We start from the raw sequence: 24,048 nt of genomic DNA, 5'->3' as shown, positions 1-24,048 counted from the left end.
GCGCCCGGCGACGCGTTGCGGCGGGCCGAACGCATCGCGGAGGAGGCCGCGTCAGGCCGCGCGCGCGGCCTCGCCGGCTGCCGCATCCTCGGCAGCGAGCGTGGCGCAGCCACAGCCGGCGGCGCGCGTCTCGCCTTCGGCGAGTGGGCGCAGCGTGCACGAATCGACGTCGAAGCCGATCGTCGCCAGATGAAAGGCGAGCGCGGCATCCATGCCGTTCACGTGATTCACGAACCAGGCCGGCAGCTCTTCCATCAGTCGGCGGCCAAGGAAGTGGTCGCCGCGCTCGACGCGCTTGCGGATGTCGGCCATCACCGCGAGCACGCGGTCATGCTCGGCGCGATGGCAGCCGGGAAAGTCGACCGCTTCCATCCAGCCGTTCTCGAGATCGAAGTGGGCCTTCGCATGCTCGATGAGCGCGTCGAGCGCACGCAGGAAATCATCGGGCGCGGCGTTGGCCGCGGCGTTGTAGCACTCGACGAACTCGCGATGGGTCTCGTCCATCGGGGCGAGGTTGTTGTCGAGATCGGCGCTCCAGGCAAGGCTAGGCATCGGTGTTCCTCACTTGACGATCTTGAGATGGCTGCCGCGCGGCGGGCGCGCGGGGGGCTGCGGCTCCGCGGAGCGCTCGCGACGCAGTTCGGCGGTGGTGTCGCTCATGTCCTGGACGACGTCGGCGGACGGATCCTGCACCGCCACGGACGCATCCTCCACCGCCTCGAGCTCGGGCTCGAAGGCCATGCCCTGCCCGTTCTCGCGTGCGTAGATCGCGACCACGTTGGCCACCGGGATCACCAGCGAATGCGCGGCACCGCCGAAACGGGCCTGGAAGCTGATGAAGTCGTTGGCCATTTGCAGCTGGCCGGTGGCGTCGGGCGAAAGGTTCAGCACGATCTGGCCGTCGCGCGCGTAACCGGGCGGCACCCGGGTGTCCTCGTCCACCAGCGTGGCGAGATAGGGCGTGAAACCCTGATCCACGCACCATTCCCAGATGGCGCGCAACAGGTATGGCTTGGTCGAGACGGTGCTCATCGGCTCTCCGGTGGCCGTGCCACGCCCCTGCGGGCGCCGCACGGCCTGACTGCGGTCGTGCGGCTCAGCGCCGCATGACCTTTTCGGACGGGGTCAGCGCGTCGATGAATCCCTGACGGCTGAAGATGCGTTCGGCGTACTTCATCAGCGGCGCAGCAGCCTTGGGCAGTTCGATGCCGTAGTGCTCGAGGCGCCACAGCAGCGGGGCGATCGCGACGTCGAGCATGGAGAACTCCTCGCCGAGCATGTATTTCTGCTTGGTAAACACCGGCGCGAGCTGGGTGAGATGGTCGCGCACGTGGGCGCGCACCTTGTCCACGCCCTTCTGCGCGGCCTCCAGGGCCTCCAGGTGGGTGAACAGCTCCTGCTCGAAAGTGTGCAACAGCTGGCGGGCACGCGCACGCATGATCGGGTCGGGTGGCATCAGCTGCGGATGCGGGAAGCGCTCGTCGATGTACTCGTTGATGATGTTGGCCTCGTAGAGCACGAGGTCGCGATCGACCAGCACCGGCACGCGGTTGTACGGGTTGATGACGGCGATGTCTTCGGGCTTGTTGTAGAGGTCGACGTCGATGACCTCGAAGTCCATGCCTTTTTCGAACAGCACGATCCGGCAACGATGACTGAAGGGATCGGTCGTGCCGGAATACAGGTTCATCATGGTGTTACGACTCCGGAATTCAAAAGCAAAAGCGCACCACGCGGGTCCGCGTGGTGCGTCAGGGTCAGGACCGCACTAGCCGGCCCGGAGGGCCGCGGCGACAGGAATCAATGAATGTCCTTCCAGTAGTTCTTCTTCAGCGCGTAGCTGAGCACGAACATGCCGGCGAGGAAGATCAGCACGAGGGCGCCGATCGACTTGCGCTTCTCGGCCACCGGCTCGCCCATCCAGACCAGGAAGGAGACGAGGTCGGCGACCGCCTTGTCGTACTCCTGGACCGACAGCTTGCCCGGCTTGACGAGTTCGAGGGCCGTCGTCGTCGTGCCGTCCGCATTCTGCGTGATCTTGGCGACCTGCTCGCCCTGCAGCTGCCAGAACACGTGCGGCATGGCCACGTTGGCGAAGATGGCATTGTTCCAGCCGGTCGGGCGGCTCGGGTCGCGGTAGAACTGGCGCAGATAGGTATACAGCCAGTCGGCCCCGCTGCCGTCCGCCGAGGCGCGCTGCCGCGCCACCAGCGTCAGGTCGGGCGGCGCGACGCCGAACCACCCCTTGGACTCCGCCGGCCGCATCGCGATCTTCATCAGGTCGCCGACGCGCTCGCCGGTGAACATCAGGTTGTCGCGGATCTCCGCCTCGGAGAGGCCGATGTTCTGCAGCTGGTTGTAGCGCACGAAGCTGGCGCTATGGCAGTTCATGCAGTAATTGACGAACAGCTTGGCGCCGTGCTGCAGCGCGGCCGGCTCGCTGCTCACCGGCGCCTTGTCCAGATGCACGCTGGCACCGGCGGCCATCGCCACGGCCGGCGCGAACAGCGCCACGGCCGCGAACCGCTTGATGAAGTTGATCACTCGCGTTTTCATTTGAAGTTCACCCTTTCCGGTTCGGGTTTGCACTTGTCGAGCTTGCTGTACCACGGCATCAGCAGGAAGAAGGCGAAGTAGATCACCGAGCAGATCTGCGACACCAGCGTGCGACCCGGGGTCGGGGGCAGAACACCCAGGTAACCCAGGATGAAGAAGGCGATCACGAAGACGACCAGCACCATCTTGAAGATCGGCCCCTTGTAGCGGATCGACTTGACGGGGCTGCGGTCCAGCCAGGGCAGGAAGGCGATGATCACCACCGACGCGCCCATGGCCACCACGCCCCAGAACTTCGCATCGAGACCGAACAGCGGATAGGTCACGGCGCGCAGGATCGAATAGAAGGGGGTGAAATACCACACCGGCGCGATGTGCGGCGGGGTCTTCAGCGGATCGGCCGGGATGAAGTTGTTGAACTCGAGGAAGTAGCCACCGCCCTCGGGCATGAAGAACACGACCGCGCTGAAGAAGAACAGGAAGACGACGACGCCGACGATGTCCTTCACCGTGTAGTACGGGTGGAAGGGGATGCCGTCGAGCGGCTTGCCGGTCGCATCCTTCTTCTTCTTGATCTCGACACCATCGGGGTTGTTGGAGCCGACTTCGTGCAGCGCGACGATGTGCGCGAGCACCAGGCCGATCAGCACCAGCGGCACGGCGATGACGTGGAAGGAGAAGAAGCGGTTCAGCGTGGCGTCGGAGACGACGTAGTCGCCGCGGATCACCAGCGACAGGTCCGGACCGATCACCGGGATCGCCGAGAACAGGTTCACGATCACCTGGGCGCCCCAGAACGACATCTGGCCCCACGGCAGCAGATAGCCCATGAACGCCTCGGCCATCAACACCAGGAAGATCAGCGTGCCGAAGACCCAGATCAACTCGCGCGGCTTGCGATAAGAGCCATAGAGCAGACCGCGGAACATGTGCAGATACACGACGATGAAGAAGGCCGACGCACCGGTCGAGTGCAGGTAGCGGATCAGCCATCCGCCCGGCACCTCGCGCATGATGTACTCGACGCTGGCGAACGCCACCGGAACGCCCGACGCGTTGAGCGAGGCGTCCGGCTTGTAGTGCATCACCAGGAAGATGCCGGTGAGGATCTGGATCACCAGCACCAGCAGGGCCAGCGAGCCGAAGAAGTACCAGAAGTTGAAGTTCTTCGGCGCGTAGTACTCGGACAGGTGCGCCTTCCAGGTCGACGTGAGCGGGAAGCGCTCGTCGATCCAGTTGAGAACGGCTTGGGATTTGGTCGTCATCGCTTATGCCTTCCCGTCATCGCCAACAAGGATTTTGGTGTCCGCGAGATACTGGTGCGGCGGCACCTCGAGATTGTCCGGCGCGGGCATGCTGCTATACACGCGGCCGGCCAGATCGAAGATCGAGCCGTGACAGGGGCACAGGAAGCCACCCGGCCAGTCGGCGCCCATGCCGCTGTCCGCGCCCACCTTGAACTTCTCGGAGGGCGAGCAGCCGAGGTGGGTGCAGATGCCGACCGTGACCAGGTACTCCGGCTTGATCGAGCGGTGCTTGTTCTTGGCGTACTCGGGCTGCTGCGGCTTCACGGAGTTGGGGTCGCTGACCTTTTCGTCCGTCTTGTCGAGCGAGGCGAGCATCTCGGGCGTGCGGCGCAGGATCCACACCGGCTTGCCACGCCACTCCACCGTCATCATCTCGCCCGGCTTCAGCTTGCTGACGTCCGCCTCCACCGGCGCACCGGCCGCCTTCGCGCGTTCGGACGGCGTCAGGCTGGCGACGAACGGCACCGCGGTCGCCACTGCGGCGACGCCACCTGCGGCGGACGTCGCCAGCAGCAGGGTGCGGCGGCTGCTGTCCATTTTCTGATCAACGCTCATGAGCCTCTTCCCAAAAAGGAAAACGAAAGACCTGGATACAAATAACCATCCGATTATATCGAAGACGCTGCAGCAGAGAAAGCGCGACGGGCCGATCGCCAGCCGGAACAAGGCCTTCGGCACGAAAACCGACACCGATCAGGAACCGCCCGGGGCATGCGTTGCTGCATTGCAGCAACGGAAATTCAGACCGCGCGGCGCTCGATCAGAGCCTGGCCGATGGTGCCGATGTCGGTATGCTCGAGCTCGCCGCCGACCGGGACGCCGCGCGACAGCCGGCTGACCTTGACCCCGCGCGCGCCGAGCAGGCTCGCGACGGTGTGCGCGGTGGCCTCGCCCTCGTTGGTGAAGTTGGTGGCGAGGATGACCTCGCGCACCCCCTCCTCGGTGGCGCGCGCGATCAGCTTGTCCAGGCGCAGTTCGCGCGGCCCGACGCCATCGAGCGGCGAAAGCCGGCCCATCAGCACGTAGTAGAGGCCGTTGTAGGACTGCGTCTGCTCGATCATGGCGAGATCGGCCGGCATCTCCACCACGCACAGCAGCGCGGCGTCGCGGCGCGGATTGGCGCAGCGCGGACACACCTCGTCCTCGGTGAAGCTGTTGCAGCGCGCGCAATGGCGCAGCACCTCGAGCGCATGCAGCAGGGCATTGCCCAGCCGCGCCGCGCCGCGCTGATCACGCTGCAGCAGATGATAGGCCATGCGCTGCGCCGACTTGGGGCCGACCCCGGGCAGGCAGCGCAGTGCCTCGATCAGTTCGTCGAGGCTGGAAGGCGACATCGGCCCGCCGCTCAGAACGGCAGCTTCATGCCCGGCGGCAGGTTCAGCCCGGCGGTGACGCTGGACATCTTCTCCTGGGTGGCCGCCTCGACCTTGCGCACGGCGTCGTTGAGCGCTGCGGCGACGAGGTCCTCGAGCATCTCGCGGTCGTCCATGACCGACTCGTCGATGGACACCCGGCGCACGTCGTACTTGCAGGTCATCTGCACCTTGACCATGCCGGCGCCGGACTGCCCCTCGACCTCGATCGAGCCGAGCTGGTCCTGCATCTTCTTCATGTTTTCCTGCATCTGCTGGGCCTGCTTCATCAGGCCCGCGATACCGCCTTTCATCATGATGGTGTTCTCCGTCGGATCGGTTGTCGGGTGGGGTCGATCGGGAGGGCGCGCCTCCCGGCATCGAAGGGGTTCAAAGGGGTTTCACCGTGTTCTCGACGAGCGTGGCGTCGAAACGTTCGATCAGCTCGCGCACGAAGGGGTCGGCCTCGAGCGCTGCGACCGCCTCGGCATGGCGGACCTGGCGCTCGATCGCGTCGCGCTGCGCGGGGGTCTGTCCGGAGATGTCGCCGATCGCGATGCGCACCGCGAGCGTGCGTCCGAGCGCGGCGCACAGCACGTCCTGCAGGCGCTCGACCGCGCCGCGATTCATGTCGAGCAGGTGGCGGTGCGCGGTCGACAGGCGCAGCTGCAGCACGCCATCGCCACACTCGACCCATTCGCAGTGCTGGGCAAGCTCGCGCACCAGTCCGCCGAGCCCGAGCGCGCGGATCAGGCCGCGCCAGTCGCCGAGCGCAAGCAGCGCCGCGGCATCGCCACTGGCGGCGGGCGCATCCTGGGTCGGCGCAGCCGGAGACGTCGCCGGCTCGGGCGCGCGCACCGCGGGAAGGGGCGCGGACCGCGACGGGACTTCCTCCGCCCGCCGCGCGCCACCGCCACGCGGCTCCGGGCGTGCCCGTGAGATCGCCCCCGTGTGCGCACCCGCGGAGGCGGCGTAGGCCTCGTCGTGGCCGTTGCGCGCCTCGCGCGGCGGCGGCAGATCGGAATCGGCATAGGCCTCGGGCGGGAGATCCTCCCAGGGCGGAACGTCCTGCACGCTTGCCGGGGCAGCACGCGCCGGCTGCACGGCGTGCTCCTCGCGCGCGGATCTGCGCGGCGGCGCGCTCGCAGGCGCAGGTGCGACGGCCTGTTGCGCCGCCGGAACGGAGCCGGGCTGCATGGATGCGGGCGCCGCAGCCTCGAGGACGGTCTGCTGCGCGCTGGGGATCGCCGCATCGGCGCCGGCCGCCGGTGCGGGGACGGCCGCCGGTGCGGGGACGGCCGCCGGTGCGGGACCGGCGATCCCGGCCGACGCGACGGTCCGCGCGGGCACCTCGGCCGGAACGCCCGACTCCGCGGCACGCCCGGACTCCGCCGGGCCGCCGGCCGCCAGTGCAGGCGCGCGCGCGCGCCCCGCATCCGGCCCGGATGGCACGCCCGGCCCGCCAAGCGCAGCAGGCTGCTCCGGGCGGAACGCATGCAGGCGCAGCAGGGTCATCGTGAAGCCTGTGTAGTCGTCCGGCGCCAGCGGCAGCTCGTCGCGGCCGTGGACGGCGACCTGGTAGGCGAGCTGGAGGAACTCGGCGTCGAAGCGCTCGACGTAGCCGAGGATGCGCGCGCGCTCGAGCTCGTCGGCGATCGCCGCAGGTGCGTACTGGGCGAGCGCGACGCGATGCACCAGCGTGGCCAGCGCCTGCAGTGCGGCGTCGAAGGACAGGCTCCTCGCCTCCATGCCGTCGGCCACCGCGAGCAGCGCGGGCACGTCGCCCGCGGCGAGCGCGTCGAGCACCGCGTAGAGGTGGTCGTCCCCCACCGTGCCGAGCATGTGGCTGACCTGCTCCTCTTCCACCCGGCCCGCGCCATGCGCGATCGCCTGGTCGAGCAGCGACAGCGCGTCGCGCATCGAGCCCGACGCCGCCTTGGCGAGGTGACGCAGCGCGCCCGGCTCGAACGCCACCTCCTCGGCCTGCAGGATGCGCGTCAGGTGATCGACGATATGGCCCTGCGGCATCTGCTTGAGGTTGAACTGCAGGCAGCGCGACAGCACCGTGACCGGGATCTTCTGGGGGTCGGTGGTGGCGAGGATGAATTTCACATGCTCCGGCGGCTCCTCGAGCGTCTTCAACATGGCGTTGAAGGCGTGCCCGGTGAGCATGTGCACTTCGTCGATCATGTAGACCTTGAAGCGCCCCTGCACCGGCGCATACACCGCCTTGTCGAGCAGCGCGGCCATCTCCTCGACGCCGCGGTTCGAAGCCGCATCCATCTCGACGTAGTCGGGGAAGCGGTCGGCATCGATCGCGCGGCAGGCGTCGCAAATGCCGCAGGGCTCGGCGGTGATGCCGGTCTCGCAGTTGAGTGCCTTGGCGAGGATGCGGCTGATGGTGGTCTTGCCCACGCCGCGCGTGCCGGTGAACAGCCAGGCGTGGTGCAGCCGCCCGGTGGCGAGCGCGTGCGTCAGCGCACGCACGACGTGCTCCTGACCGACCAGCGTGCCGAAGGATTTCGGCCGCCACTTGCGTGCGAGGACCTGATAGCTCATGGCGGGCGATTCTAGCAGAGCGGCGGGCGGCGACCCGCGCGCTCGACGGGACGCAGGTTCAGCCCCCCGGCGTCCGGCTCAGCATGCCGCGCTCGCCCAGCCAGGCAAGCACCGCATCGGCCGCGGCCTCCAGGTCGAGGCGGGTGGTATCGAGGCGCAGTTCGGGGTCCTCCGGCGCCTCGTAAGGCGAATCGATGCCGGTGAAGTTCTTCAGCTCGCCGCGCCGGGCCTTCTTGTACAGGCCCTTGGGATCGCGCGCCTCGGCCACCTCCAGCGGAGTGTCGACGAAGACCTCGACGAACTCGCCCTCCTCCACCAGGCCGCGCGCCATGCGGCGCTCGGAGCGGAAAGGCGAGATGAAGGCGGTGAGCACGATCAGGCCTGCATCGACCATCAGCTTCGCGACCTCGGCGACGCGACGGATGTTCTCCACGCGATCGGCGTCGGTGAAGCCGAGGTCCTTGTTGAGGCCATGGCGCACATTGTCGCCGTCGAGCAGGTAGGTGTGGTGGCCGAGCGCGTGCAGTTTCTTCTCGACCAGGTTGGCGATCGAGGACTTCCCTGCGCCGGACAGGCCGGTGAACCACAGCACGCAGCCGCGCTGGTTCTTCAGCGCGGCACGCGCGCGCTTGTCCACATCGACGTGCTGCAGGTGGATGTTGTGCGCGCGACGCAGCGCGAAGTGCAACAGGCCGGCGCCGACGGTGTTGTTGGAGAGGCGGTCGATCAGGATGAAGCCGCCGGTGTCGCGGTTGATCCGGTAGGGATCGAAGGCGATCGGCCGATCCAGGCTCAGGTTGCACACGCCGATCGCGTTGAGCTCGAGCCGCTTGGCGGCGACGTGCTCGAGGGTGTTCACATTCACCTGGTACTTGATCTCGGTGATCGTCGCGCTGACCGTGCGCGCGCCGATCTTGAGCAGGTAAGGGCGGCCGGCGAGCATGGGCTCGTCGTGCATCCACACCACCGTGCACTCGAACTGGTCGGCGACCTCGGCCGGCGCCTCGACGGTCGAGATGACGTCGCCGCGCGAGATGTCGATCTCGTCGGCGAGGGTCAGCGTCACCGACTGCCCGGCCACGGCCCGGTCGAGATCGCCGTCGCGGGTCACGATGCGCGCCACCGTGCTCTCGCGCCCCGAGGGCTGTACGCGCACACGATCGCCCGGGCGGATGGTGCCGCCGGCGATGGAGCCGGCAAAGCCGCGGAAATCCAGGTTGGGGCGATTGACCCACTGCACCGGCAGGCGGAAGGGCGCGCGCTGCATCAGGCCGTCATCGACCTCCACCGTCTCGAGGTAGCCCATCAGCGTGGTGCCGTGGTACCAGGGCATCGCAGCGCTCGGAGAGGTGATGTTGTCGCCCCTGAAGGCCGACATCGGGATGAAGGTCACCTGCTCGATGCCGAGCTGGCGGGAGAAGGCGGTGTAGTCCTCGACGATGCGGCGGAACACGCCCTCGGCGTAATCGACCAGGTCCATCTTGTTGATCGCCACCACGATGTGGCGGATGCCGATGAGGTTCACCAGGTAGCTGTGACGCCGCGTCTGGGTGAGGATGCCCTTGCGCGCATCGACCATCAGGATGGCCGCGTCGGCCGTCGAGGCGCCGGTGACCATGTTGCGGGTGTATTGCTCGTGGCCGGGGGTGTCGGCGACGATGAACTTGCGCTTGTCGGTGGAGAAGAAGCGATACGCCACGTCGATCGTGATGCCCTGCTCGCGCTCGGCGGCCAGGCCGTCGACCAGCAGCGCGAAGTCGATCGCCTCGCCCTGGGTGCCGTACTTCTTCGAGTCGGCCTCAACCGCGGCGAGCTGGTCCTCGAAGAGCATCTTCGACTCGTAGAGCAGGCGCCCGATCAGCGTGCTCTTGCCGTCGTCCACGCTGCCGCAGGTGATGAAGCGCAGCAGGCTCTTGTTCTCGTGCGCCCTGAGGTACTGCTCGATGTCGGTCGCGATCAGGTCGGAAACGTGTGCCATTTAGAAATAGCCCTCCTGCTTTTTCTTTTCCATCGAGGCGGCCGAGTCGTGGTCGATCACCCGCCCCTGGCGCTCCGAGGTCCTGGCCAGCAGCATCTCCTGGATGATCGCCGGCAGGGTGTCGGCCTCGGACTCGATCGCGCCGGTGAGCGGATAGCAGCCCAGAGTGCGGAAGCGCACCTTCTTCATCATCGGCACCTCGCCCGGGCGCAGCGGCATACGCTCGTCGTCGACCATGATCAGCGTGCCGTCGCGCTCGACCACCGGGCGCACCGCGGCGTAGTAGAGCGGCACGATGGGGATGTTCTCGAGGTAGATGTACTGCCAGATGTCGAGCTCGGTCCAGTTCGACAGGGGGAACACGCGGATCGACTCGCCCTTGTGCTTCCTCGCGTTGTAGAGCTTCCACAGCTCGGGGCGCTGGTTCTTCGGGTCCCAGCGGTGCTGCGCGGTGCGGAAGGAGAACACGCGCTCCTTGGCGCGCGATTTCTCCTCGTCGCGGCGCGCGCCGCCGAAGGCCACGTCGAAGCCGTACTGGTCGAGCGCCTGCTTGAGGCCCTCGGTCTTCATGATGTCGGTGTGGATCGCCGAGCCGTGGGTAAAGGGGTTGATGTCCTTCTCCACGCCCTCGGGGTTGATGTGCACCAGCAGGTCCATGCCGGTCTCGCCCGCCATGCGGTCGCGAAAGCTGTACATGTCGCGGAACTTCCAGCGCGTATCGACGTGCAGCAGCGGAAAGGGCGGCACCGCCGGATGGAAGGCCTTCAGGACCAGGTGCAGCATCACCGCGCTGTCCTTGCCGATGGAGTAGAGCATCACCGGGTTGTCGGCCTCGGCGACGACCTCGCGCAGGATGTGGATGCTCTCGGCTTCGAGGCGCTGGAGGTGGGTCAGGCTGGTCGTAGGCACGCTGGTCATGGGCGACGGGATGCGAAGGGACAAGGCATGAATGATGAGGCCGCGCGCCGTCGCGCGCAGCGTCTTCGAAGATCGGCGGGCGGAACTATTTCTCGCGGTGCGACATTCTGCACCCGAATCCACCTCTAGACGGGGCTCTCGCCACGCCCGCCCGGGTACACTTGCGGCGTCGACCACTCCCCCGGAGCCCGCTGATGGACACCGCAACCGCCTCACGGCTCCTCGAAGCCCTGCTCCCGATCGTGCGCGCGGCCGGCGCGCTGGTGATGGACATCTACCGCAGCGACTTCGCGGTGCGCGGCAAGGACGACGCCTCGCCGGTAACCGAGGCCGACGAGCGCGCCGAGGCGCTCATCGTCCCCGCCCTCGAGGCCTTGCTGCCCGGCGTGCCGGTGGTGGCCGAAGAGGCCGTCGCGGCGGGCCGCCTGCCCGCACTCGGGCGCCGCTTCTGGCTGGTCGATCCCCTCGACGGCACCAAGGAGTTCATCGGCCGCAACGGCGAGTTCACCGTCAACATCGCCCTCGTCGAGGATGGCGAGCCGGTCCTCGGCACCGTCTTCGCACCCGCGCTCGAGCGCCTCTTCCTCGGCGCGGGCGGGGTCGGCGCCTTCGTCGAGCAGGACGGCCGTCGCCGCCCGATCCGCTGCCGCACCGTCCCGCCCGCCGGCCTCACCGTGGTGGCCAGCCGCTCGCACGGCGACGCGGCCGCGCTCGACGCCTTCCTCGACGGGCGCAAGGTGGCCGCGCTCACCAACGCCGGCTCCTCGCTCAAGCTGTGCCTGGTCGCGGCGGGCGAGGCCGATCGCTATCCGCGCCTCGGCCGCACCATGGAATGGGACATCGCCGCCGGCCATGCGGTGCTGACCGCCGCCGGCGGCCGCGTGCAAACCCTGGCGGGGGCGCCGCTGCGCTACGGCAAGCCGGGGCTGGACAACCCCCACTTCGTCGCCAGCGGACTGGACTGAGCCCGGGCGTGCCGATGACGACCGCCCACCTCGTCCTCGCCTCGATCGCGCTGCTGCTAGCGCTGCTGGCCCACGGCCGCGTCGGCCCGGCGGTGCTGTTCGCGGCCTGGGCGGGCGGCTACCACCTGCTCGGCCTCGCCAGCCAGCAGGAACTGCTGGCGAGCTTCTCCAACCCCGCGCTCGCCACCCTGATCCTGCTGCTGCTGGTCTCGCTCGCGCTCGAACGCTCGCCGCTGCTCGACCATCTGTCGGAACTCCTGCTCAAGGGCCGCGTCGGGCTGGCGACCCTGCGCCTGTCCGTCTTCGCCTGCCTGATCTCGGCGTTCATGAACAACACCGCGGTGGTGGGCGCGCTGCTGGGCACGGTCACCTCGCAACGCCGACACCCCGCCTCGAAGCTGCTGATCCCGCTCTCCTACGCCTCCATCCTCGGCGGCATCACCACACTGGTCGGCACCTCGACCAACCTGGTGGTGAACTCCTTCGTCATCGACGCGGGCCTGCCGCCGCTGCAGATGTTCCAGTTCGCCTGGGTAGGGATTCCGGTCGCGCTCGCCTGCATCGGGGTGATGGCACTGAGCTCGCGACTGCTGCCCGCGAACGCCTCGAGCGAGGCCGAGGCACGCTCGACCTACTTCCTCGAGGCGCGCGTGGCTGCGGGCTCGCCGATGATCGGACGCAGCATCGAAACCAACCGCCTGCGCAACCTCGAGGGCCTGTTCCTGCTCGAGATCGAGCGCGAGGGCCGGCTGATCTCGCCGGTCGGCCCGGCCGAGATCCTGCACACCGGCGACGTGCTGGTGTTCACCGGCGAGGTGGCGCGAGTGCAGACCCTGCAGCGCTTCCCCGGGCTGGAGGTGTTCGGCGCGGGCGCCGACGCGCTGCTCAAGTCCAACCTGGTCGAGGTGGTGCTCGCGAGCAGCTCGGACCTGGCCAACCGCACCCTGCGCGAGGTCGACTTCCGCACCATGTTCGATGCCGGGGTGGTCGGCATCCGCCGCGGCGACCGGCGCCTGACCGGCCAGCTCGGACGCATCCCGCTGCGCGTCGGCGACAGCCTGCTGCTGGCCGCGGGCCCGGACTTCCTGCAGCACCGCAACCTCGACCGCAACTTCCACATCCTCAACGGCTCGGGTCTGCGCCCCAAGCTCGGCCGCATGCAAAGCGTCGCGGCGCTGTCGGGCTTCGCACTCGTGATCCTGGTCGCCGCCCTGGGCTGGCTGCCCCTGTTCGGCGGCCTGCTCGTGCTGCTCGCCGCCCTGCTCGGCAGCGGCCTGCTGACCCTGGGCGAGCTGCGCCGGCGCTTTCCCTTCGAACTGCTGGTGGTGATCGGCTCCGCGCTGGCGATCGCCGGCGTGGTCGAGCGTTCGGGCGCGGCGGAGCTGGTCGCGGGCTGGATGCGGGCGATCTTCGACGGGCACGGCGTCCATGCCGCGCTCGCGGGTGTCTACCTGATCACGCTGACGCTCACCGAGGTGATCACCAACACCGCCGCCGCCGCGCTCGCCTTCCCGATCGCGCTCGGCACCGCGCGCGCGTTCGGGGTCGATCCGATGCCCTTCGTGATGGTGGTGGCCTACGGCGCGAGCGCCGGCTTCCTGATCCCCTTCGGCTACCAGACCCACCTGATGGTGTATTCGGCCGGCCGCTACCGCATGCGGGATTTCCTGCGCGCCGGACTGCCGGTGAGCCTCACCTACTCGGCGCTGGTGCTGCTGCTGGTGCCGCTGGTGTTTCCGCTCCACCGCTGAGCACGGCGCACGGAATCAGCCGGGCTGGCGAGCACTCAGGCGGGTGACGAACTCGACCACGGTACCGACCGTGGCGAAGGAGTTGCCATCGACCTCGTCGTCCGGCACCTCGATGCCGAAACGCGCCTCGATCTCCTGGATGACGGCGATCACCGCCATCGAATCGAGCTCGGGCAGATCTCCCAGCAAGGGCGTGTCTGCGGCGAATGCGAGCGCGCGACCGTCCAGGCTCAGCACCTCGTCCAGCAGCGACAGCACTTCCTTCAGAATCTGTTCGGACATCACTTCTCCATGACGGAAGCGGGTCACGACGCGCATCCACGCCGCCCGCCCCGCAAAACGCGCGCATTATACTTGCCAGCCCGTTCCTGTCTGCACCGATAAGCGAAGCCGATGCACGCCAAACACCTGCTCCACCACCTCGTCGAGTCCGCGGCCGCACGCGATCCCGCACGCATCGCCGTGGTTGCCGGCGACCGGCAGCTGCGCTACCAGGAGCTCGAGGCCGCGCTCCACGCTTTCGCCGGCGGCCTGGCCGGGCTGGGCCTCGCCCGCGCCGAGCGCGTCGGGATCTATCTCGACAAGCGCCCCGAGTTCGTCGCCGCCGCCTTCGGCACCAGCGCCGCGGGCGGCGTCTTCGTGCCGATCAACCCCGTGCTCAAGGCCGCGCAGGTCGGCCACATCCTGCGCGACTGCGCGGTCCGCGTCCTCGTCACCACCGCAGAACGCCTCGCCGCGCTCGGCGACGCGCTCGACCACTGCCACGATCTGCGCCACGTGGTGCTGGTGGGCGCAGACGGCGCGACCACCCGTTCCGTCGCCGTGCATTCCTGGCAGGCCCTGCTCGCCGCCCCGGCACGCGCCGGGCATCGCGTCATCGACGCCGACATGGCGGCGATCCTGTACACCTCGGGCAGCACCGGGCGACCGAAGGGCGTGGTGTTGTCCCACCGCAACATGATGGCGGGGGCGCGCAGCGTGGCGCACTACCTCGGCAACCACCCCGACGACACCCTGCTCGCCGCCCTGCCGCTGTCCTTCGACGCCGGGCTGTCGCAGCTCACCACCGCCTTCCAGGCCGGCGCCCGCGTCGTGCTGCTCAACTGGCTGCTGCCGCGCGACGTGCTCAAGGCGATCGAGCGCGAACGCGTGAGCGGGCTGACCGCGGTGCCGCCGCTGTGGATCCAGCTCGCGCAATTGCCCTGGGCCGCGGATACCGACGAGCACCTGCGCTACATCGCCAACACCGGCGGGCGCATGCCGGGCGAGGTCCTCGCCCGCCTGCGCGCGCAGCTCCCGAAGACCCGCCCCTTCCTGATGTACGGCCTCACCGAGGCCTTCCGCGCGACCTACCTGCCGCCCGAGGAGCTCGACCGCCGCCCCGACTCGATCGGCAAGGCCATCCCCGACGCCGAGGTGCTGGTGCTGCGCGAGGACGGCAGCGAATGCGCGCCCAACGAGCCGGGCGAGCTCGTGCAGCGCGGCGCCTTGGTGGCGATGGGCTACTGGAACGACCCCGAGCGCAGCGCCGAGCGCTTCCGCCCGCTGCCCGCCGCCGCCCCCGGCCGCGAACCCGGCCTGGTGCTGCCCGAGATCGCGGTGTTCTCCGGCGACACGGTGCGCCGCGACGAGGACGGCTACCTCTACTTCATCGGCCGTCGCGACGAGATGATCAAGACCTCGGGCTACCGCGTCAGCCCCACCGAGATCGAGGAGATCCTCTACGCCACCGGCCTGGTCGGCGAATGCGCGGCCTTCGGCGTCGCACACGCGAGCCTCGGCCAGAGCATCGTCGCGGTCGTCACCCCGCCCGCCGGCGCCACGCTCGACACTGCCGCACTGCTGGCGGAGTGCCGCAGCCGCATGCCGGCCTACATGGTGCCGGCGCGCTTCGAGCCGCGCAGCGGCGCGCTGCCGCGCAACGCCAACGGCAAGATCGACCGCAAGGCGCTCGCCGACGCCCTCGCCGCCGGAGAGCCCGCATGAACGCCCCCGCCCGCAGCCTGCCCACGCACGCGCCGCAGACCGTGTTCGCGATCGCCGACGGCGAACTCCAGATCGCTGGCCAGCCACTCTCCCGGCTCGCCGCGCGTGTCGGGCGGACGCCCTTCTACGCCTACGATCGCGGCGCGATCGCACGCCGGGTGGCCGAGCTGCGCGCGGCACTGCCGCCCGCCATCGAGCTGCACTACGCGATGAAGGCCAACCCGATGCCGGCGCTGGTGGGCCACCTGGCGCGCCTGGTCGACGGCATCGACGTCGCCTCCGCCGGCGAGCTGCAGGTCGCGCTCGACGCCGGCGCCGACCCCCAGCACGTCAGCTTCGCCGGTCCCGGCAAGCGCGACACCGAGCTGCGCCAGGCGGTGGCCGCCGGCATCCTGGTCAATGTGGAATCCTTCCGCGAGATCGCGCCGCTGGCCGAGGCCGCGGCCGCGCTCGGCGTGCCGGCGCGGGTCGCAGTACGGGTGAATCCGGACTTCGAGCTCAAGTCCTCGGGCATGAAGATGGGCGGCGGCCCCAAGCCCTTCGGCGTGGACGCCGAGCAGGTACCCGGCTTGCTCGCCGAGATCAGCCGCGCCGGGCTCGCCTTCGAGGGCTTCCACCTCTTCGCCGGCTCGCAGAACCTCAAGGCCGAGGCCATCGTCGAGGCCCAGCGCAAGAGCTTCGAACTCGCCCTGCGCCTGGCCGCGCACGCCCCCGCCCCGGTGCGCACGCTGAACCTCGGCGGCGGCTTCGGCATCCCGTACTTCCCCGGCGAACAGGCGCTCGACCTGACGCCGATCGCCGCCGGCCTCGCCGACATCGTCGCCGAGGCCGCACAAGCCCTGCCCGAGGCCAGGATCGTGCTGGAACTCGGCCGCTACCTGGTCGGCGAGGCCGGCGTGTATGTGTGCCGGATCACCGACATCAAGGTCTCGCGCGGCCACACCTATCTCGTCACCGACGGCGGCCTGCACCACCACTTGTCGGCGAGCGGCAACTTCGGCCAGGTGATCCGCAAGAACTACCCGGTTGCGATCGGCAATCGCATGGACGCTCCACCTGCCGGCGAGCCGGCATCGGTGGTCGGCCCACTCTGCACTCCGCTCGACGTGATCGCCGATCGAATGCCGCTACCGGCCGCGCAGATCGGCGACCTCATCGTGGTGTTCCAGTCCGGCGCCTATGGCGCGAGCGCGAGCCCGCAGGCCTTCCTCGGCCACCCGCAAGTGGTCGAGATCCTCGCCTGAGGGCCACAAGGCGTTCAGCGCTGGCCGGCCGCCACGCCCCTGTTCGTCCGCGGCTGCTCCGTGTTCGTGCTCCGACCCTGGAAGACCATGGTCGTGGCGCCCCCCGCGACACAACCGTTTCCCGAGTCGTCCTGCAGGCTCGCGACCTCGCTGCCACCCTTGCAGATGCTGTAGGCACCGAGGCCGTTGCCGTGAACGGTGTGGGAAAAAGGCCCGGAGGAGCCGCTCGCATCGAGGTAGGAATACTCCACGGCATCCCCGACGATCCTCCAGTTGCCGACGTCCTTGCTCGGGTCCACGCTGTCCCTCAAGCCGCGCTTGAAATCACGCAAGGTGCCGGACGCCAGATGCAGCTCCTGATATTTCCAGCCCCACTCCGGACGCTCATCCGCCGCACATGCGTAGCGACCGGGCAACAGGAGGGCCAGCTGGTCCCCGGTCACCTGCGTATCACCACATCCGGCGAACGCGACACCCGGCGCCGCGACACCCGACAGCAGAACCAGACCGGCAAAAAGGAAAGAAGGCTTCATGTTCGCACCCGGCGCAATCGAAACGATGGAGGAAGCGGCGGGCAGACAGAACCGGACCACCGCGGGCTTTGATTAAACATAGCAGCTCGGCGCACACCGTACGACAATCGGGGCTCGCTCCCGCAGGAAATATTTCTCCGATGCACGATTCCTACGGCCCCCCCGCGGCGCAAGCACCTCGCAGCTACCTCCCGATCGCCCTGCTGTGGGCGCTTTTCATCGCCTACGGCAGCCTGGTGCCCCTCGAGTTCCGCCCTCGCGCCGACGCCTGGCAGGCATTCATGGACACGCCCTGGCTGTCGCTCGGGGTCGGTTCGCGCGCCGACTGGGTGGCGAACGTGCTGCTTTACCTGGTGCTGGCCTGGTTCGCTACCGGGGCGGTGTGGACCAGCCGCCTCTCCGCCTGGGTGCGCACGCCGCTGCTCGTCGGCGTGCTCGGCACCATCCTCGCCCTCGCGGTGGGAATCGAATACCTGCAGCTGTTCTTCCCGCCGCGAACGGTGTCGCGCAACGACCTGCTCGCAGAGGCGCTCGGCACCGGCATCGGCACGCTGCTCTGGTTCGCGGCCGGCCCTCGCCTCGCGGCGATGTGGCGGCGTTTCATCGACGGCGGCACGCACAGCCTGCGCGCCGTGCTGGGTCTGTACGCACTGGGCTACCTCGGGCTCGCGCTGTTTCCCTACGACTTCCTGGTGAGCATGGACGAGCTCGCCGCCAAGCTCGCCCGCCCCGACAGCCTCGGGTGGTTGCCCGGCCTGTCCTGCGGACCCGCATTCGCCTGCGGCATCAAGCTGCTGGTCGAGGCCGTCCTGATGATTCCCTTCGGCATCCTGCTCGCGCTCGGTGTGCGCGACCACGCCGCGCGGCGCCCCCCGGGGATGGCGGCCGGTCTCGCCGCGGGCGCCCTCGCCGGCGTGGCGATCGAGGCGGTGCAGGTGGTGCTCGCGTCCGGAACGACACAGGGCATCTCGGTGCTCACCCGCGCGCTCGGCACCCTGTGGGGACTCGTACTCGCGCGTAGCGGAATACGGCGCTGGCTGGAGTACTCGCCACAACGCCTGCTGCGCGCGGCGCTGTGGCTCTCGTCCGTCTGGCTCGCCCTGGTGCTGGCGACGAACGGCTTGCTGCCGCTGCGGCTCCAGGCCTCCTGGGCTGCGCTGGAAAAACTCGAGACGCTGCGCTTCCTGCCCTTCTACTACCACTACTACAGCACCGAGACGGCCGCCGTGCGCAGCCTGCTCTTCGTGGCGGGAAGCTTCGCACCGGTGGGGGTGGTCGCCGCCCTCGCCTTTCCGCACCATCGCTTCGGCGCCAGCCTGCTCGCGCTGCTGGTCGCCGCCCTCGTCGCGGCGGCGGTCGAGCTGCTCAAGCTGTTCACCGAGGGCAAGCATCCCGACCCCACCAACCTGTTGATCGCGGTCGCGGCCGCCTGGCTCGCGCACCGCCTCGTCGCGCACCTGCTGCCGATCCTGCACCACCACGGCACGCGCACGACACCCCCGACGTCCGCTGCGCAGCCCCGGCGCAGAGTCGCGACGCTGCTCGCCGTGGGTGTGGCGCCGGCGGCGCTGCTGCTCGCCACGGTGCTGCTCGGCCTGCCGCTGGCCGAGCCGCCCGCCGTGGGGGCGTCCGCGCCCACGTACCCGCCTCCTTCGGCCCTGCCACCGGCCGACATCGCCGGCTTTCGCACCGCCCACCCCCGCCTGCCCCACCCCTCCCCCGCCGACCTCGCGGCGCTGCGCGCCGGCAACCCCGCCTACCTGCAGCAGACGGCGAGCGCGGCGCGCAGCAACCCGAACGCCCTCTTCGCGATCACGCTGGCGGCCTTCGTCCAGCCCGGCAGCGTCGATCTCGCCCCGCTGCACGCGCGCCTGGTGGCGAGTCGCTTCAGCGACCGCGGCAGCGGCCAGGTCGAACCGCTCGCGCTCGCCTACGACTGGCTGCACGACCAATGGAGCGCGCAGGAACGCGAGAGCCTGCGCGAGCGCCTCGCCGAGGGCTGCGACTTCCTGATCGAGGTGATCCGCAAGGAACAGCTCTCGCCCTACAACGCCTTCCTCTACAACACCCCGCTGCAAGGCCTGATGGCGTGCAGCATCGCGCTGTACGGCGACCATCCGCGCGGCGAGGCCTTCATGCGCTTCACCCACGAGCTGTGGAAGAAGCGTGTGCTGCCGGTCTGGCGCCAGGTCTTCGGGCGCCACGGCGGCTGGCACGAAGGCGGCGAATACGTGGCGGTGGGCATCGGCCAGGCCATCCATACCCTGCCCGCGCTGTGGCGCACCGCCACCGGCGAGGACCTGTTCGCCAGCGAAGCGGGGATCCGCGGCTTCCTCGACTTCCTCGTCTATCGCACCCGCCCCGATCGCACCCATATGCGCTGGGGCGACGGCGCCTGGTTCGACCGCCATCCGCGCGACGCCGCGGCGCTCGCCCTCGAGTACCGCCACGCCGCCGCCTACACGCTGGCACCGCCCAACGCGGCGCGCGCGCGCGACGGCCGTCGGGTCGGCCCGGTGCCCACCGGGTGGCCATGGGGACCGCTGTCGGACGACGGCCTGATCGACCCCGCCGCGCAGACCCGCATGCCGCTCGCGCGCCTGTTCGACGGCATCGGCCTGCTCGTGGCGCGCAGCGACTGGTCGGAGGACGCCACCTGGCTCAGTTTCAAGGCCGGCGACAACTTCTGGTCGCACAGCCACCTCGACCAGGGCGCGTTCACGATCTTCAAGGGGGGGCCGCTGGCGATCGACAGCGGCTGGTACGGTCCCGCCTACGGGTCGAATCACCACATGAACTACACCTACCAGAGCATCGCCCACAACCTGGTCACGGTGACCGACCCCGCCGACGAGCAGCCCGGCCCCGGCTTCGACGCCGCAAACCCGCGCCACTACCCCAACGACGGCGGCCAGCGCCGCATCGGCTCGGGCTGGGGCGTGGATGCGGCGCCGCTCGACGTCGCACAATGGCAGGAGCGCAGCGAGACCTACCACACCGGCCGCATCGCGGCCCACCTCGACGACGACGACCTGGTCGTCGCCGTGGCCGACGTCGGCGCCGCCTACACCAACCGCAACTCCGGACGCGGCAGCTTCGCCGACCGCACCCGCCGCGTCGAGCGCATGTGGCGGGTGCTGGGCTATGACCGGATCAACGATGCGGTGGTGGTGTTCGACGACGTCGTCGCCAGCCGTGCCGGCTTCGCCAAGCGTTGGCTGCTGCATGCGGTGGAGCCGCCGCTCGTGCGCGGGGACCGCTTCGACCTGTTCATCCCGGGCGACACCCGCCCGGGGCGGCGGGGCGGCAGCCTGCACGGCCACGTCCTCCTGCCGCGCGACGCGGTGCTCGACACCGTAGGCGGCCCCGGCTTCGAGTTCTTCGTGGACGGGCGCAACCACGACGAGGACGGGAAGGTGCAGGCGGCGATCGCGAAGCTCGGCCACGGCCGCGCCGAGCCGGGCGCCTGGCGCATCGAGCTGCGGCCGCGCGCCGCGGCCGCCGAAGACCGCTTCCTCGTCGTGATGCTGCCCACGCTCGCCGGCGACCAGCCCCAGGCCCGCGTGCGCCTGCTCGAAGCCGGCGCGGAGGTGGGTGCGGAGATCGCCGGGCCGCGGCGCACCACACGCTGGTGGTTCGTGCCCGGACGCCTGGGCGCACGCGTGGAGGTGCTCGAGGACGGTCGCACGCGCAGCCGCGAGATCGTGCCCGGCGGATCCCCCGCCGGAAACATCACGGATTGAAGGATTCGCCGACGTGGCCGACAATGCCCCACGCACCGCGGCGGGCTGCACAGCGCCCGCCGACCGCCGCAAACCCGCTTGCAGCCGTCCCGGCGACGGTCGCGGCCCGCACCCTGGACGCCCCCACATGAGCACACCGCCCACTCCCGACGCCGAAGAGATCCGCCACGCACTGCGCCAGGTCATGGATCCGGAGGTCGGCATGAACATCGTCGACCTCGGGCTGATCTACCGCATCGACTGCGCACCCGGCGAGCTCTACATCGAGATGACGATGACCACGCCGGCCTGCCCGCTCTCCGACATGATCCTCGACAACATCGACGCGGTGCTCGACCCCCTGTTGCCACCCGAGGTGGACATCCGCGTCGAGCTGGTGTGGGATCCGCCCTGGTCCCCGGCGATGATGGAAGAGGGCGCACGCGCGCACTTCGGCTGGAACGGATGAGCACCCTGCCCCCGCTCGCCCGTGTCCCCCTGCTGGTGCTCGGGCTGCTGTCGCTGCTCACCGGCGTTTTCGCCGGCCTCGCCCGCCTGGGCGTGGAGGTGCCGGCGCTTGCCGCCGTGCATGCGGGCAATCACGCGGCGCTGATGATCTGCGCCTTCTTCGGCACCGTGATCAGCCTCGAGCGCGCGGTCGCGCTCGGCGGCCTGTGGCCCTACGCCGGGCCGGCCGCCGCCGGGACGGGTGGCGTGCTGCTGCTCGCGGGTGGTCCGCTGGTCGCCGCGCAGCTCCTTTTCCTGCTTGCCGCGGCGACCCTGTTCGGTGGCGGCGTGGTGGTGGTGCGCCGGCAGCTGGCGCTATTCACCGTGATGCTCGCGGTGGGCGCGGCATGCTGGCTGCTGGGCAGCCTGGTGTGGTGGAACACCGGCAACGTGCACGCGGCGGTGCCGCTGTGGCTCGCCTTCCTGGTGCTGACGATCGCGGGCGAACGCCTCGAGCTCACCCGCTTCCTGCCCGCACGCCCGGCCGCGGCGCCGAGCTTTGTCGCGGTCAGCGCGCTGATCCTCGCCGGCGCCGTGCTCGCGGCATGGGAAGAAGACCTCGGCCACGGCCTCTTCGCCGCCGGCGTGCTCGCGATGGCGGCCTGGCTGCTGACGTTCGACATCGCCCGCCACAACGCCCGCCAGCAGGGGCTGACCCGCTTCATCGCGGTCTGCCTGCTGTCGGGCTATGTCTGGCTGGCCTTCGGTGCGCTCGCCGCGCTCGGCGGCGGGCTCGCGCCCGCGCATCCACTGCACGACATCACCATGCACGCGATCGCGCTCGGCTTCGTGTTCTCGATGGTGTTCGGTCACGCCGCGATCATCTTCCCGGCGGTGCTGAAGGTGAAGATCCCCTACCACCCGGCCTTCTACATGCCGCTCGCGCTGCTGCACGCCTCGCTCGCGCTGCGCGTGGCGGGCAGCCTGCTCGAGCTTCCCGCGTTGCGCAGTTGGGGCGGGATCGCGAATGCGCTGACCCTCGCGGTCTTCATCGCCACCATGGTCGTCAGCGTGATCCGCGGCGGACGCCCGCCGGCACGCCGGCGCCGGAACCCCGTCCCGGGCACACCGGTCCGATCCGCTGTCAAACCTTCCGGGAACCCCGCACCATGAACCGCACCCTCCGCTCCCCCCTCTTCCGCAAGCTCGGTCGCTGCCTGTCCGCGCTCGCCTGCGGCGCCGCGCTTGGCCTCGCCGCGCCCGCCCTCGCCAGCCCCGACGAAGTCGTGATGTACAAGGATCCCAACTGCGGCTGCTGCGGCAAATGGGCCGAGCACATGCGCAGTGCCGGCTTCGCCGTGAAGGAGGTCGCCAGCCCGCGCATGGATCTCGTCAAGCAGGAAGCCGGCGTGCCCGAGGCCCTGGGCTCCTGCCACACCGCGAAGGTCGGCGGCTATGTGGTCGAGGGCCACGTGCCGGCGGCCGACGTGCGCCGCATGCTGGCGGAGAAGCCGGCGATCCGCGGCCTCTCCGCACCCGGCATGCCACTCGGCTCGCCCGGCATGGAAGGTCCCTACCCGGCCGAACGCTACGACGTGGTGAGCTTCGACGCGCAGGGGCGGAGCGCAGTGTTCTCGAAGCACTAGGCAGGCGGCCGCGCCGCGCGCCGCTCTTCGCGACGCACGAAGGCGAGCTTGGCCTCGCGGGCGCGCAGCTGCCCGCAGCCGCCGTCCACGTCCTGCCCGGCGGACTGCCTCAGCTTGGTGAGGATGCCGGCGCGGTGCAGGCGGCGGGCGATCTCCGCCGCACTCTCCGCCGCCGGACGACGGTAGTCGAGGCCGTCGACGCGGTTGAACGGGATCATGTTCATCACCGCGTACTTGCCGGCGAGCAGGCGCACGATGCCCTCGAGCTCGTCCTCGCCGTCATTCACGCCCTCGATCAGCGTCCATTGGTACTGGATCGGATAGCCGCTCGCGCGCGCCCAGGCCTCGCCGAGCTCGACCAGCTCGGCCGGGTCGATGCGCGGGGCGCGCGGCAGCAGCGCGGCGCGCAGCGCGGCGCGCGTGCTGTGCAGCGAGAGCGCCAGCGCCGGCTTGACCCGCATCTGCGGCAGACGCTCGAAGACGCGGAGGTCGCCCACGGTCGACAGCACCAGGTTCTTGTGCGGCAGCGCGCCCTCGGTGCCGAGCAGCTCGATCGCCTCGATCACCGCATCGAGGTTGTGCGCGGGCTCGCCCATGCCCATGAACACCACCTTGTGCACCCGGCGCAGGCGGCGCGCGAGTGCGACCTGGGCGACGATTTCGCCGCTGTCGAGCTGGCGCAGCAGGCCGTCCTTGCCGGTCATGCAGAACACGCAGCCCACCGCGCAGCCGACCTGGGTGGACACGCACAGGCCGTCGCGCGGCAGCAGCACGCTCTCCACCGCCTGAGCGTCGGCGAGCTCGACCAGCAGGCGGGTGCCATCCTCGCCGGGGTGCTCGGAGCGCACGCGGGCCAGCGCTCCGAGCTCCGCTTCGAGCTCGGGCAGCGCGGCCTGCAAGGCCTTGGGCAGGCGGTTGGATTCGGTGCGCGGACCGGCGTCGAGGGCGTGTCCCTGCAGCCAGGCGCGCAGCAGGCGGGCCTCGTGGCTGGGGCGGGCGCCGAGCGCGCGCAGGCGCAGGCGGAGCTGTTCGATTTCCATGGCGCGCGATGCTAGCACCCGAAAAGGGCGAGAGCATCCGCGAT

At 69.8% G+C, this 24,048-nt stretch carries 22 protein-coding genes; 8 read left to right on the top strand and 14 right to left on the bottom strand.

Translation table 11 applies throughout. The annotated features are described in order from the left end of the window. Positions 1-51: 51 nt before the first annotated feature. The 11 genes from ACZ5PP_RS19400 to cysD form a co-directional block, all read right to left on the bottom strand. Complete coding sequence (locus ACZ5PP_RS19400) at positions 52-552, bottom strand: hemerythrin domain-containing protein (RefSeq protein WP_004325180.1); 501 nt, start codon at positions 550-552, stop codon at positions 52-54. Positions 553-561: 9 nt separating this feature from the next. Continuing rightward, positions 562-1,032, bottom strand: a complete 471-nt coding sequence (locus tag ACZ5PP_RS19395) for a ClpXP protease specificity-enhancing factor (RefSeq protein WP_004325183.1) — start codon at positions 1,030-1,032, stop codon at positions 562-564. A 64-nt stretch (positions 1,033-1,096) separates the two neighbouring features. Next, positions 1,097-1,693, bottom strand: a complete 597-nt coding sequence (locus ACZ5PP_RS19390; RefSeq protein WP_004325185.1) for a glutathione S-transferase N-terminal domain-containing protein — start codon at positions 1,691-1,693, stop codon at positions 1,097-1,099. Between the two features lie 107 nt (positions 1,694-1,800). Further along, complete coding sequence (locus ACZ5PP_RS19385) at positions 1,801-2,556, bottom strand: cytochrome c1 (protein ID WP_004325187.1); 756 nt, start codon at positions 2,554-2,556, stop codon at positions 1,801-1,803. After that, positions 2,553-3,821 carry a cytochrome b gene (locus tag ACZ5PP_RS19380; RefSeq protein WP_004325188.1) on the bottom strand — a complete coding sequence of 423 codons (1,269 nt, stop codon included), beginning with the start codon at positions 3,819-3,821 and terminating at the stop codon, positions 2,553-2,555. Before ACZ5PP_RS19380 ends, ACZ5PP_RS19385 begins: the two co-directional genes overlap by 4 nt. Before the next feature lie 3 nt (positions 3,822-3,824). Further along, positions 3,825-4,418, bottom strand: a complete 594-nt coding sequence (gene petA, locus ACZ5PP_RS19375) for a ubiquinol-cytochrome c reductase iron-sulfur subunit (protein ID WP_004325190.1) — start codon at positions 4,416-4,418, stop codon at positions 3,825-3,827. A gap of 185 nt (positions 4,419-4,603) precedes the next feature. Next, a complete protein-coding gene (recR, locus tag ACZ5PP_RS19370; RefSeq protein ID WP_004325192.1) occupies positions 4,604-5,197 on the bottom strand; it encodes a recombination mediator RecR in 594 nt (197 codons plus the stop codon). An 11-nt stretch (positions 5,198-5,208) separates the two neighbouring features. Continuing rightward, positions 5,209-5,532, bottom strand: a complete 324-nt coding sequence (locus ACZ5PP_RS19365) for a YbaB/EbfC family nucleoid-associated protein (protein ID WP_004325193.1) — start codon at positions 5,530-5,532, stop codon at positions 5,209-5,211. Between the two features lie 73 nt (positions 5,533-5,605). Further along, the gene (dnaX, locus tag ACZ5PP_RS19360; RefSeq protein WP_464826484.1) at positions 5,606-7,774 is read right to left on the bottom strand and encodes a DNA polymerase III subunit gamma/tau; all 2,169 of its coding nucleotides are present in this window, start codon (positions 7,772-7,774) and stop codon (positions 5,606-5,608) included. 58 nt (positions 7,775-7,832) lie between these two features. Next, positions 7,833-9,752, bottom strand: a complete 1,920-nt coding sequence (gene cysN, locus ACZ5PP_RS19355; protein ID WP_004320142.1) for a sulfate adenylyltransferase subunit CysN — start codon at positions 9,750-9,752, stop codon at positions 7,833-7,835. Continuing rightward, the gene (gene cysD, locus ACZ5PP_RS19350; RefSeq protein ID WP_464826483.1) at positions 9,753-10,670 is read right to left on the bottom strand and encodes a sulfate adenylyltransferase subunit CysD; all 918 of its coding nucleotides are present in this window, start codon (positions 10,668-10,670) and stop codon (positions 9,753-9,755) included. 194 nt (positions 10,671-10,864) lie between these two features. Here cysD and cysQ point away from each other — a divergent pair, with 194 nt between their 5' ends. Together cysQ and ACZ5PP_RS19340 are read left to right on the top strand one after the other, a co-directional pair. Next, positions 10,865-11,635, top strand: a complete 771-nt coding sequence (cysQ, locus tag ACZ5PP_RS19345) for a 3'(2'),5'-bisphosphate nucleotidase CysQ (RefSeq protein ID WP_004320146.1) — start codon at positions 10,865-10,867, stop codon at positions 11,633-11,635. A gap of 14 nt (positions 11,636-11,649) precedes the next feature. After that, entirely contained in the window at positions 11,650-13,386 is a 1,737-nt protein-coding gene (locus tag ACZ5PP_RS19340) for an SLC13 family permease (RefSeq protein ID WP_004320148.1), read from the top strand. 15 nt (positions 13,387-13,401) lie between these two features. Here the strand turns inward: ACZ5PP_RS19340 and ACZ5PP_RS19335 are convergent, their stop codons facing one another. Beyond that, complete coding sequence (locus ACZ5PP_RS19335) at positions 13,402-13,668, bottom strand: acyl carrier protein (protein ID WP_004320151.1); 267 nt, start codon at positions 13,666-13,668, stop codon at positions 13,402-13,404. 111 nt (positions 13,669-13,779) lie between these two features. On the opposite strand from ACZ5PP_RS19335, the gene ACZ5PP_RS19330 reads away from it, so the two are divergent. Next, positions 13,780-15,372, top strand: coding sequence for an acyl-CoA ligase (AMP-forming), exosortase A system-associated (locus tag ACZ5PP_RS19330; protein ID WP_004320153.1), 1,593 nt, complete (start codon positions 13,780-13,782; stop codon positions 15,370-15,372). Then, positions 15,369-16,616: a pyridoxal-dependent decarboxylase, exosortase A system-associated gene (locus tag ACZ5PP_RS19325; RefSeq protein WP_004320156.1), complete on the top strand. Its 1,248-nt coding sequence runs from the start codon at positions 15,369-15,371 to the stop codon at positions 16,614-16,616. The genes ACZ5PP_RS19330 and ACZ5PP_RS19325 overlap by 4 nt, the downstream gene beginning before the upstream one ends. Before the next feature lie 14 nt (positions 16,617-16,630). On the opposite strand, the gene ACZ5PP_RS19320 is transcribed toward ACZ5PP_RS19325, so the two are convergent. Next, positions 16,631-17,149, bottom strand: a complete 519-nt coding sequence (locus ACZ5PP_RS19320) for a hypothetical protein (protein WP_004320158.1) — start codon at positions 17,147-17,149, stop codon at positions 16,631-16,633. A gap of 140 nt (positions 17,150-17,289) precedes the next feature. Here ACZ5PP_RS19320 and ACZ5PP_RS19315 point away from each other — a divergent pair, with 140 nt between their 5' ends. The 4 genes from ACZ5PP_RS19315 (at position 17,290) to ACZ5PP_RS19300 (ending at position 22,964) form a co-directional block, all read left to right on the top strand. Beyond that, positions 17,290-20,892, top strand: a complete 3,603-nt coding sequence (locus tag ACZ5PP_RS19315) for a VanZ family protein (protein ID WP_012584998.1) — start codon at positions 17,290-17,292, stop codon at positions 20,890-20,892. Positions 20,893-21,019: 127 nt separating this feature from the next. After that, on the top strand, positions 21,020-21,340 hold the full coding sequence (locus ACZ5PP_RS19310; protein ID WP_004321484.1) for a metal-sulfur cluster assembly factor: 321 nt from the start codon (positions 21,020-21,022) through the stop codon (positions 21,338-21,340). Continuing rightward, positions 21,337-22,491, top strand: a complete 1,155-nt coding sequence (locus ACZ5PP_RS19305; protein ID WP_004321487.1) for a hypothetical protein — start codon at positions 21,337-21,339, stop codon at positions 22,489-22,491. Before ACZ5PP_RS19310 ends, ACZ5PP_RS19305 begins: the two co-directional genes overlap by 4 nt. Continuing rightward, positions 22,488-22,964 carry a DUF411 domain-containing protein gene (locus ACZ5PP_RS19300; RefSeq protein WP_004321488.1) on the top strand — a complete coding sequence of 159 codons (477 nt, stop codon included), beginning with the start codon at positions 22,488-22,490 and terminating at the stop codon, positions 22,962-22,964. The genes ACZ5PP_RS19305 and ACZ5PP_RS19300 overlap by 4 nt, the downstream gene beginning before the upstream one ends. Here the strand turns inward: ACZ5PP_RS19300 and ACZ5PP_RS19295 are convergent. Next, positions 22,961-24,004: an RNA methyltransferase gene (locus tag ACZ5PP_RS19295; RefSeq protein ID WP_004321489.1), complete on the bottom strand. Its 1,044-nt coding sequence runs from the start codon at positions 24,002-24,004 to the stop codon at positions 22,961-22,963. The genes ACZ5PP_RS19300 and ACZ5PP_RS19295 overlap by 4 nt on opposite strands. Between the last annotated feature and the right edge of the window lie 44 nt (positions 24,005-24,048).

Source organism: Thauera sp. DNT-1 (assembly GCF_055393985.1).
The sequence above is the reverse complement of the archived record's forward strand: the minus strand, read 5'-3'. Positions and strand labels throughout refer to the sequence as shown.

Bases quoted from the DNA above. Each gene is read 5' to 3' on its own strand.
- ACZ5PP_RS19400 (WP_004325180.1), bottom strand. From the start codon at position 552: ATGCCTAGCCTTGCCTGGAGCGCCGATCTCGACAACAACCTCGCCCCG.
- ACZ5PP_RS19395 (WP_004325183.1), bottom strand. From the start codon at position 1,032: ATGAGCACCGTCTCGACCAAGCCATACCTGTTGCGCGCCATCTGGGAA.
- ACZ5PP_RS19390 (WP_004325185.1), bottom strand. From the start codon at position 1,693: ATGATGAACCTGTATTCCGGCACGACCGATCCCTTCAGTCATCGTTGC.
- ACZ5PP_RS19385 (WP_004325187.1), bottom strand. From the start codon at position 2,556: ATGAAAACGCGAGTGATCAACTTCATCAAGCGGTTCGCGGCCGTGGCG.
- ACZ5PP_RS19380 (WP_004325188.1), bottom strand. From the start codon at position 3,821: ATGACGACCAAATCCCAAGCCGTTCTCAACTGGATCGACGAGCGCTTC.
- petA (WP_004325190.1), bottom strand. From the start codon at position 4,418: ATGAGCGTTGATCAGAAAATGGACAGCAGCCGCCGCACCCTGCTGCTG.
- recR (WP_004325192.1), bottom strand. From the start codon at position 5,197: ATGTCGCCTTCCAGCCTCGACGAACTGATCGAGGCACTGCGCTGCCTG.
- ACZ5PP_RS19365 (WP_004325193.1), bottom strand. From the start codon at position 5,532: ATGATGAAAGGCGGTATCGCGGGCCTGATGAAGCAGGCCCAGCAGATG.
- dnaX (WP_464826484.1), bottom strand. From the start codon at position 7,774: ATGAGCTATCAGGTCCTCGCACGCAAGTGGCGGCCGAAATCCTTCGGC.
- cysN (WP_004320142.1), bottom strand. From the start codon at position 9,752: ATGGCACACGTTTCCGACCTGATCGCGACCGACATCGAGCAGTACCTC.
- cysD (WP_464826483.1), bottom strand. From the start codon at position 10,670: ATGACCAGCGTGCCTACGACCAGCCTGACCCACCTCCAGCGCCTCGAA.
- cysQ (WP_004320146.1), top strand. From the start codon at position 10,865: ATGGACACCGCAACCGCCTCACGGCTCCTCGAAGCCCTGCTCCCGATC.
- ACZ5PP_RS19340 (WP_004320148.1), top strand. From the start codon at position 11,650: ATGACGACCGCCCACCTCGTCCTCGCCTCGATCGCGCTGCTGCTAGCG.
- ACZ5PP_RS19335 (WP_004320151.1), bottom strand. From the start codon at position 13,668: ATGTCCGAACAGATTCTGAAGGAAGTGCTGTCGCTGCTGGACGAGGTG.
- ACZ5PP_RS19330 (WP_004320153.1), top strand. From the start codon at position 13,780: ATGCACGCCAAACACCTGCTCCACCACCTCGTCGAGTCCGCGGCCGCA.
- ACZ5PP_RS19325 (WP_004320156.1), top strand. From the start codon at position 15,369: ATGAACGCCCCCGCCCGCAGCCTGCCCACGCACGCGCCGCAGACCGTG.
- ACZ5PP_RS19320 (WP_004320158.1), bottom strand. From the start codon at position 17,149: ATGAAGCCTTCTTTCCTTTTTGCCGGTCTGGTTCTGCTGTCGGGTGTC.
- ACZ5PP_RS19315 (WP_012584998.1), top strand. From the start codon at position 17,290: ATGCACGATTCCTACGGCCCCCCCGCGGCGCAAGCACCTCGCAGCTAC.
- ACZ5PP_RS19310 (WP_004321484.1), top strand. From the start codon at position 21,020: ATGAGCACACCGCCCACTCCCGACGCCGAAGAGATCCGCCACGCACTG.
- ACZ5PP_RS19305 (WP_004321487.1), top strand. From the start codon at position 21,337: ATGAGCACCCTGCCCCCGCTCGCCCGTGTCCCCCTGCTGGTGCTCGGG.
- ACZ5PP_RS19300 (WP_004321488.1), top strand. From the start codon at position 22,488: ATGAACCGCACCCTCCGCTCCCCCCTCTTCCGCAAGCTCGGTCGCTGC.
- ACZ5PP_RS19295 (WP_004321489.1), bottom strand. From the start codon at position 24,004: ATGGAAATCGAACAGCTCCGCCTGCGCCTGCGCGCGCTCGGCGCCCGC.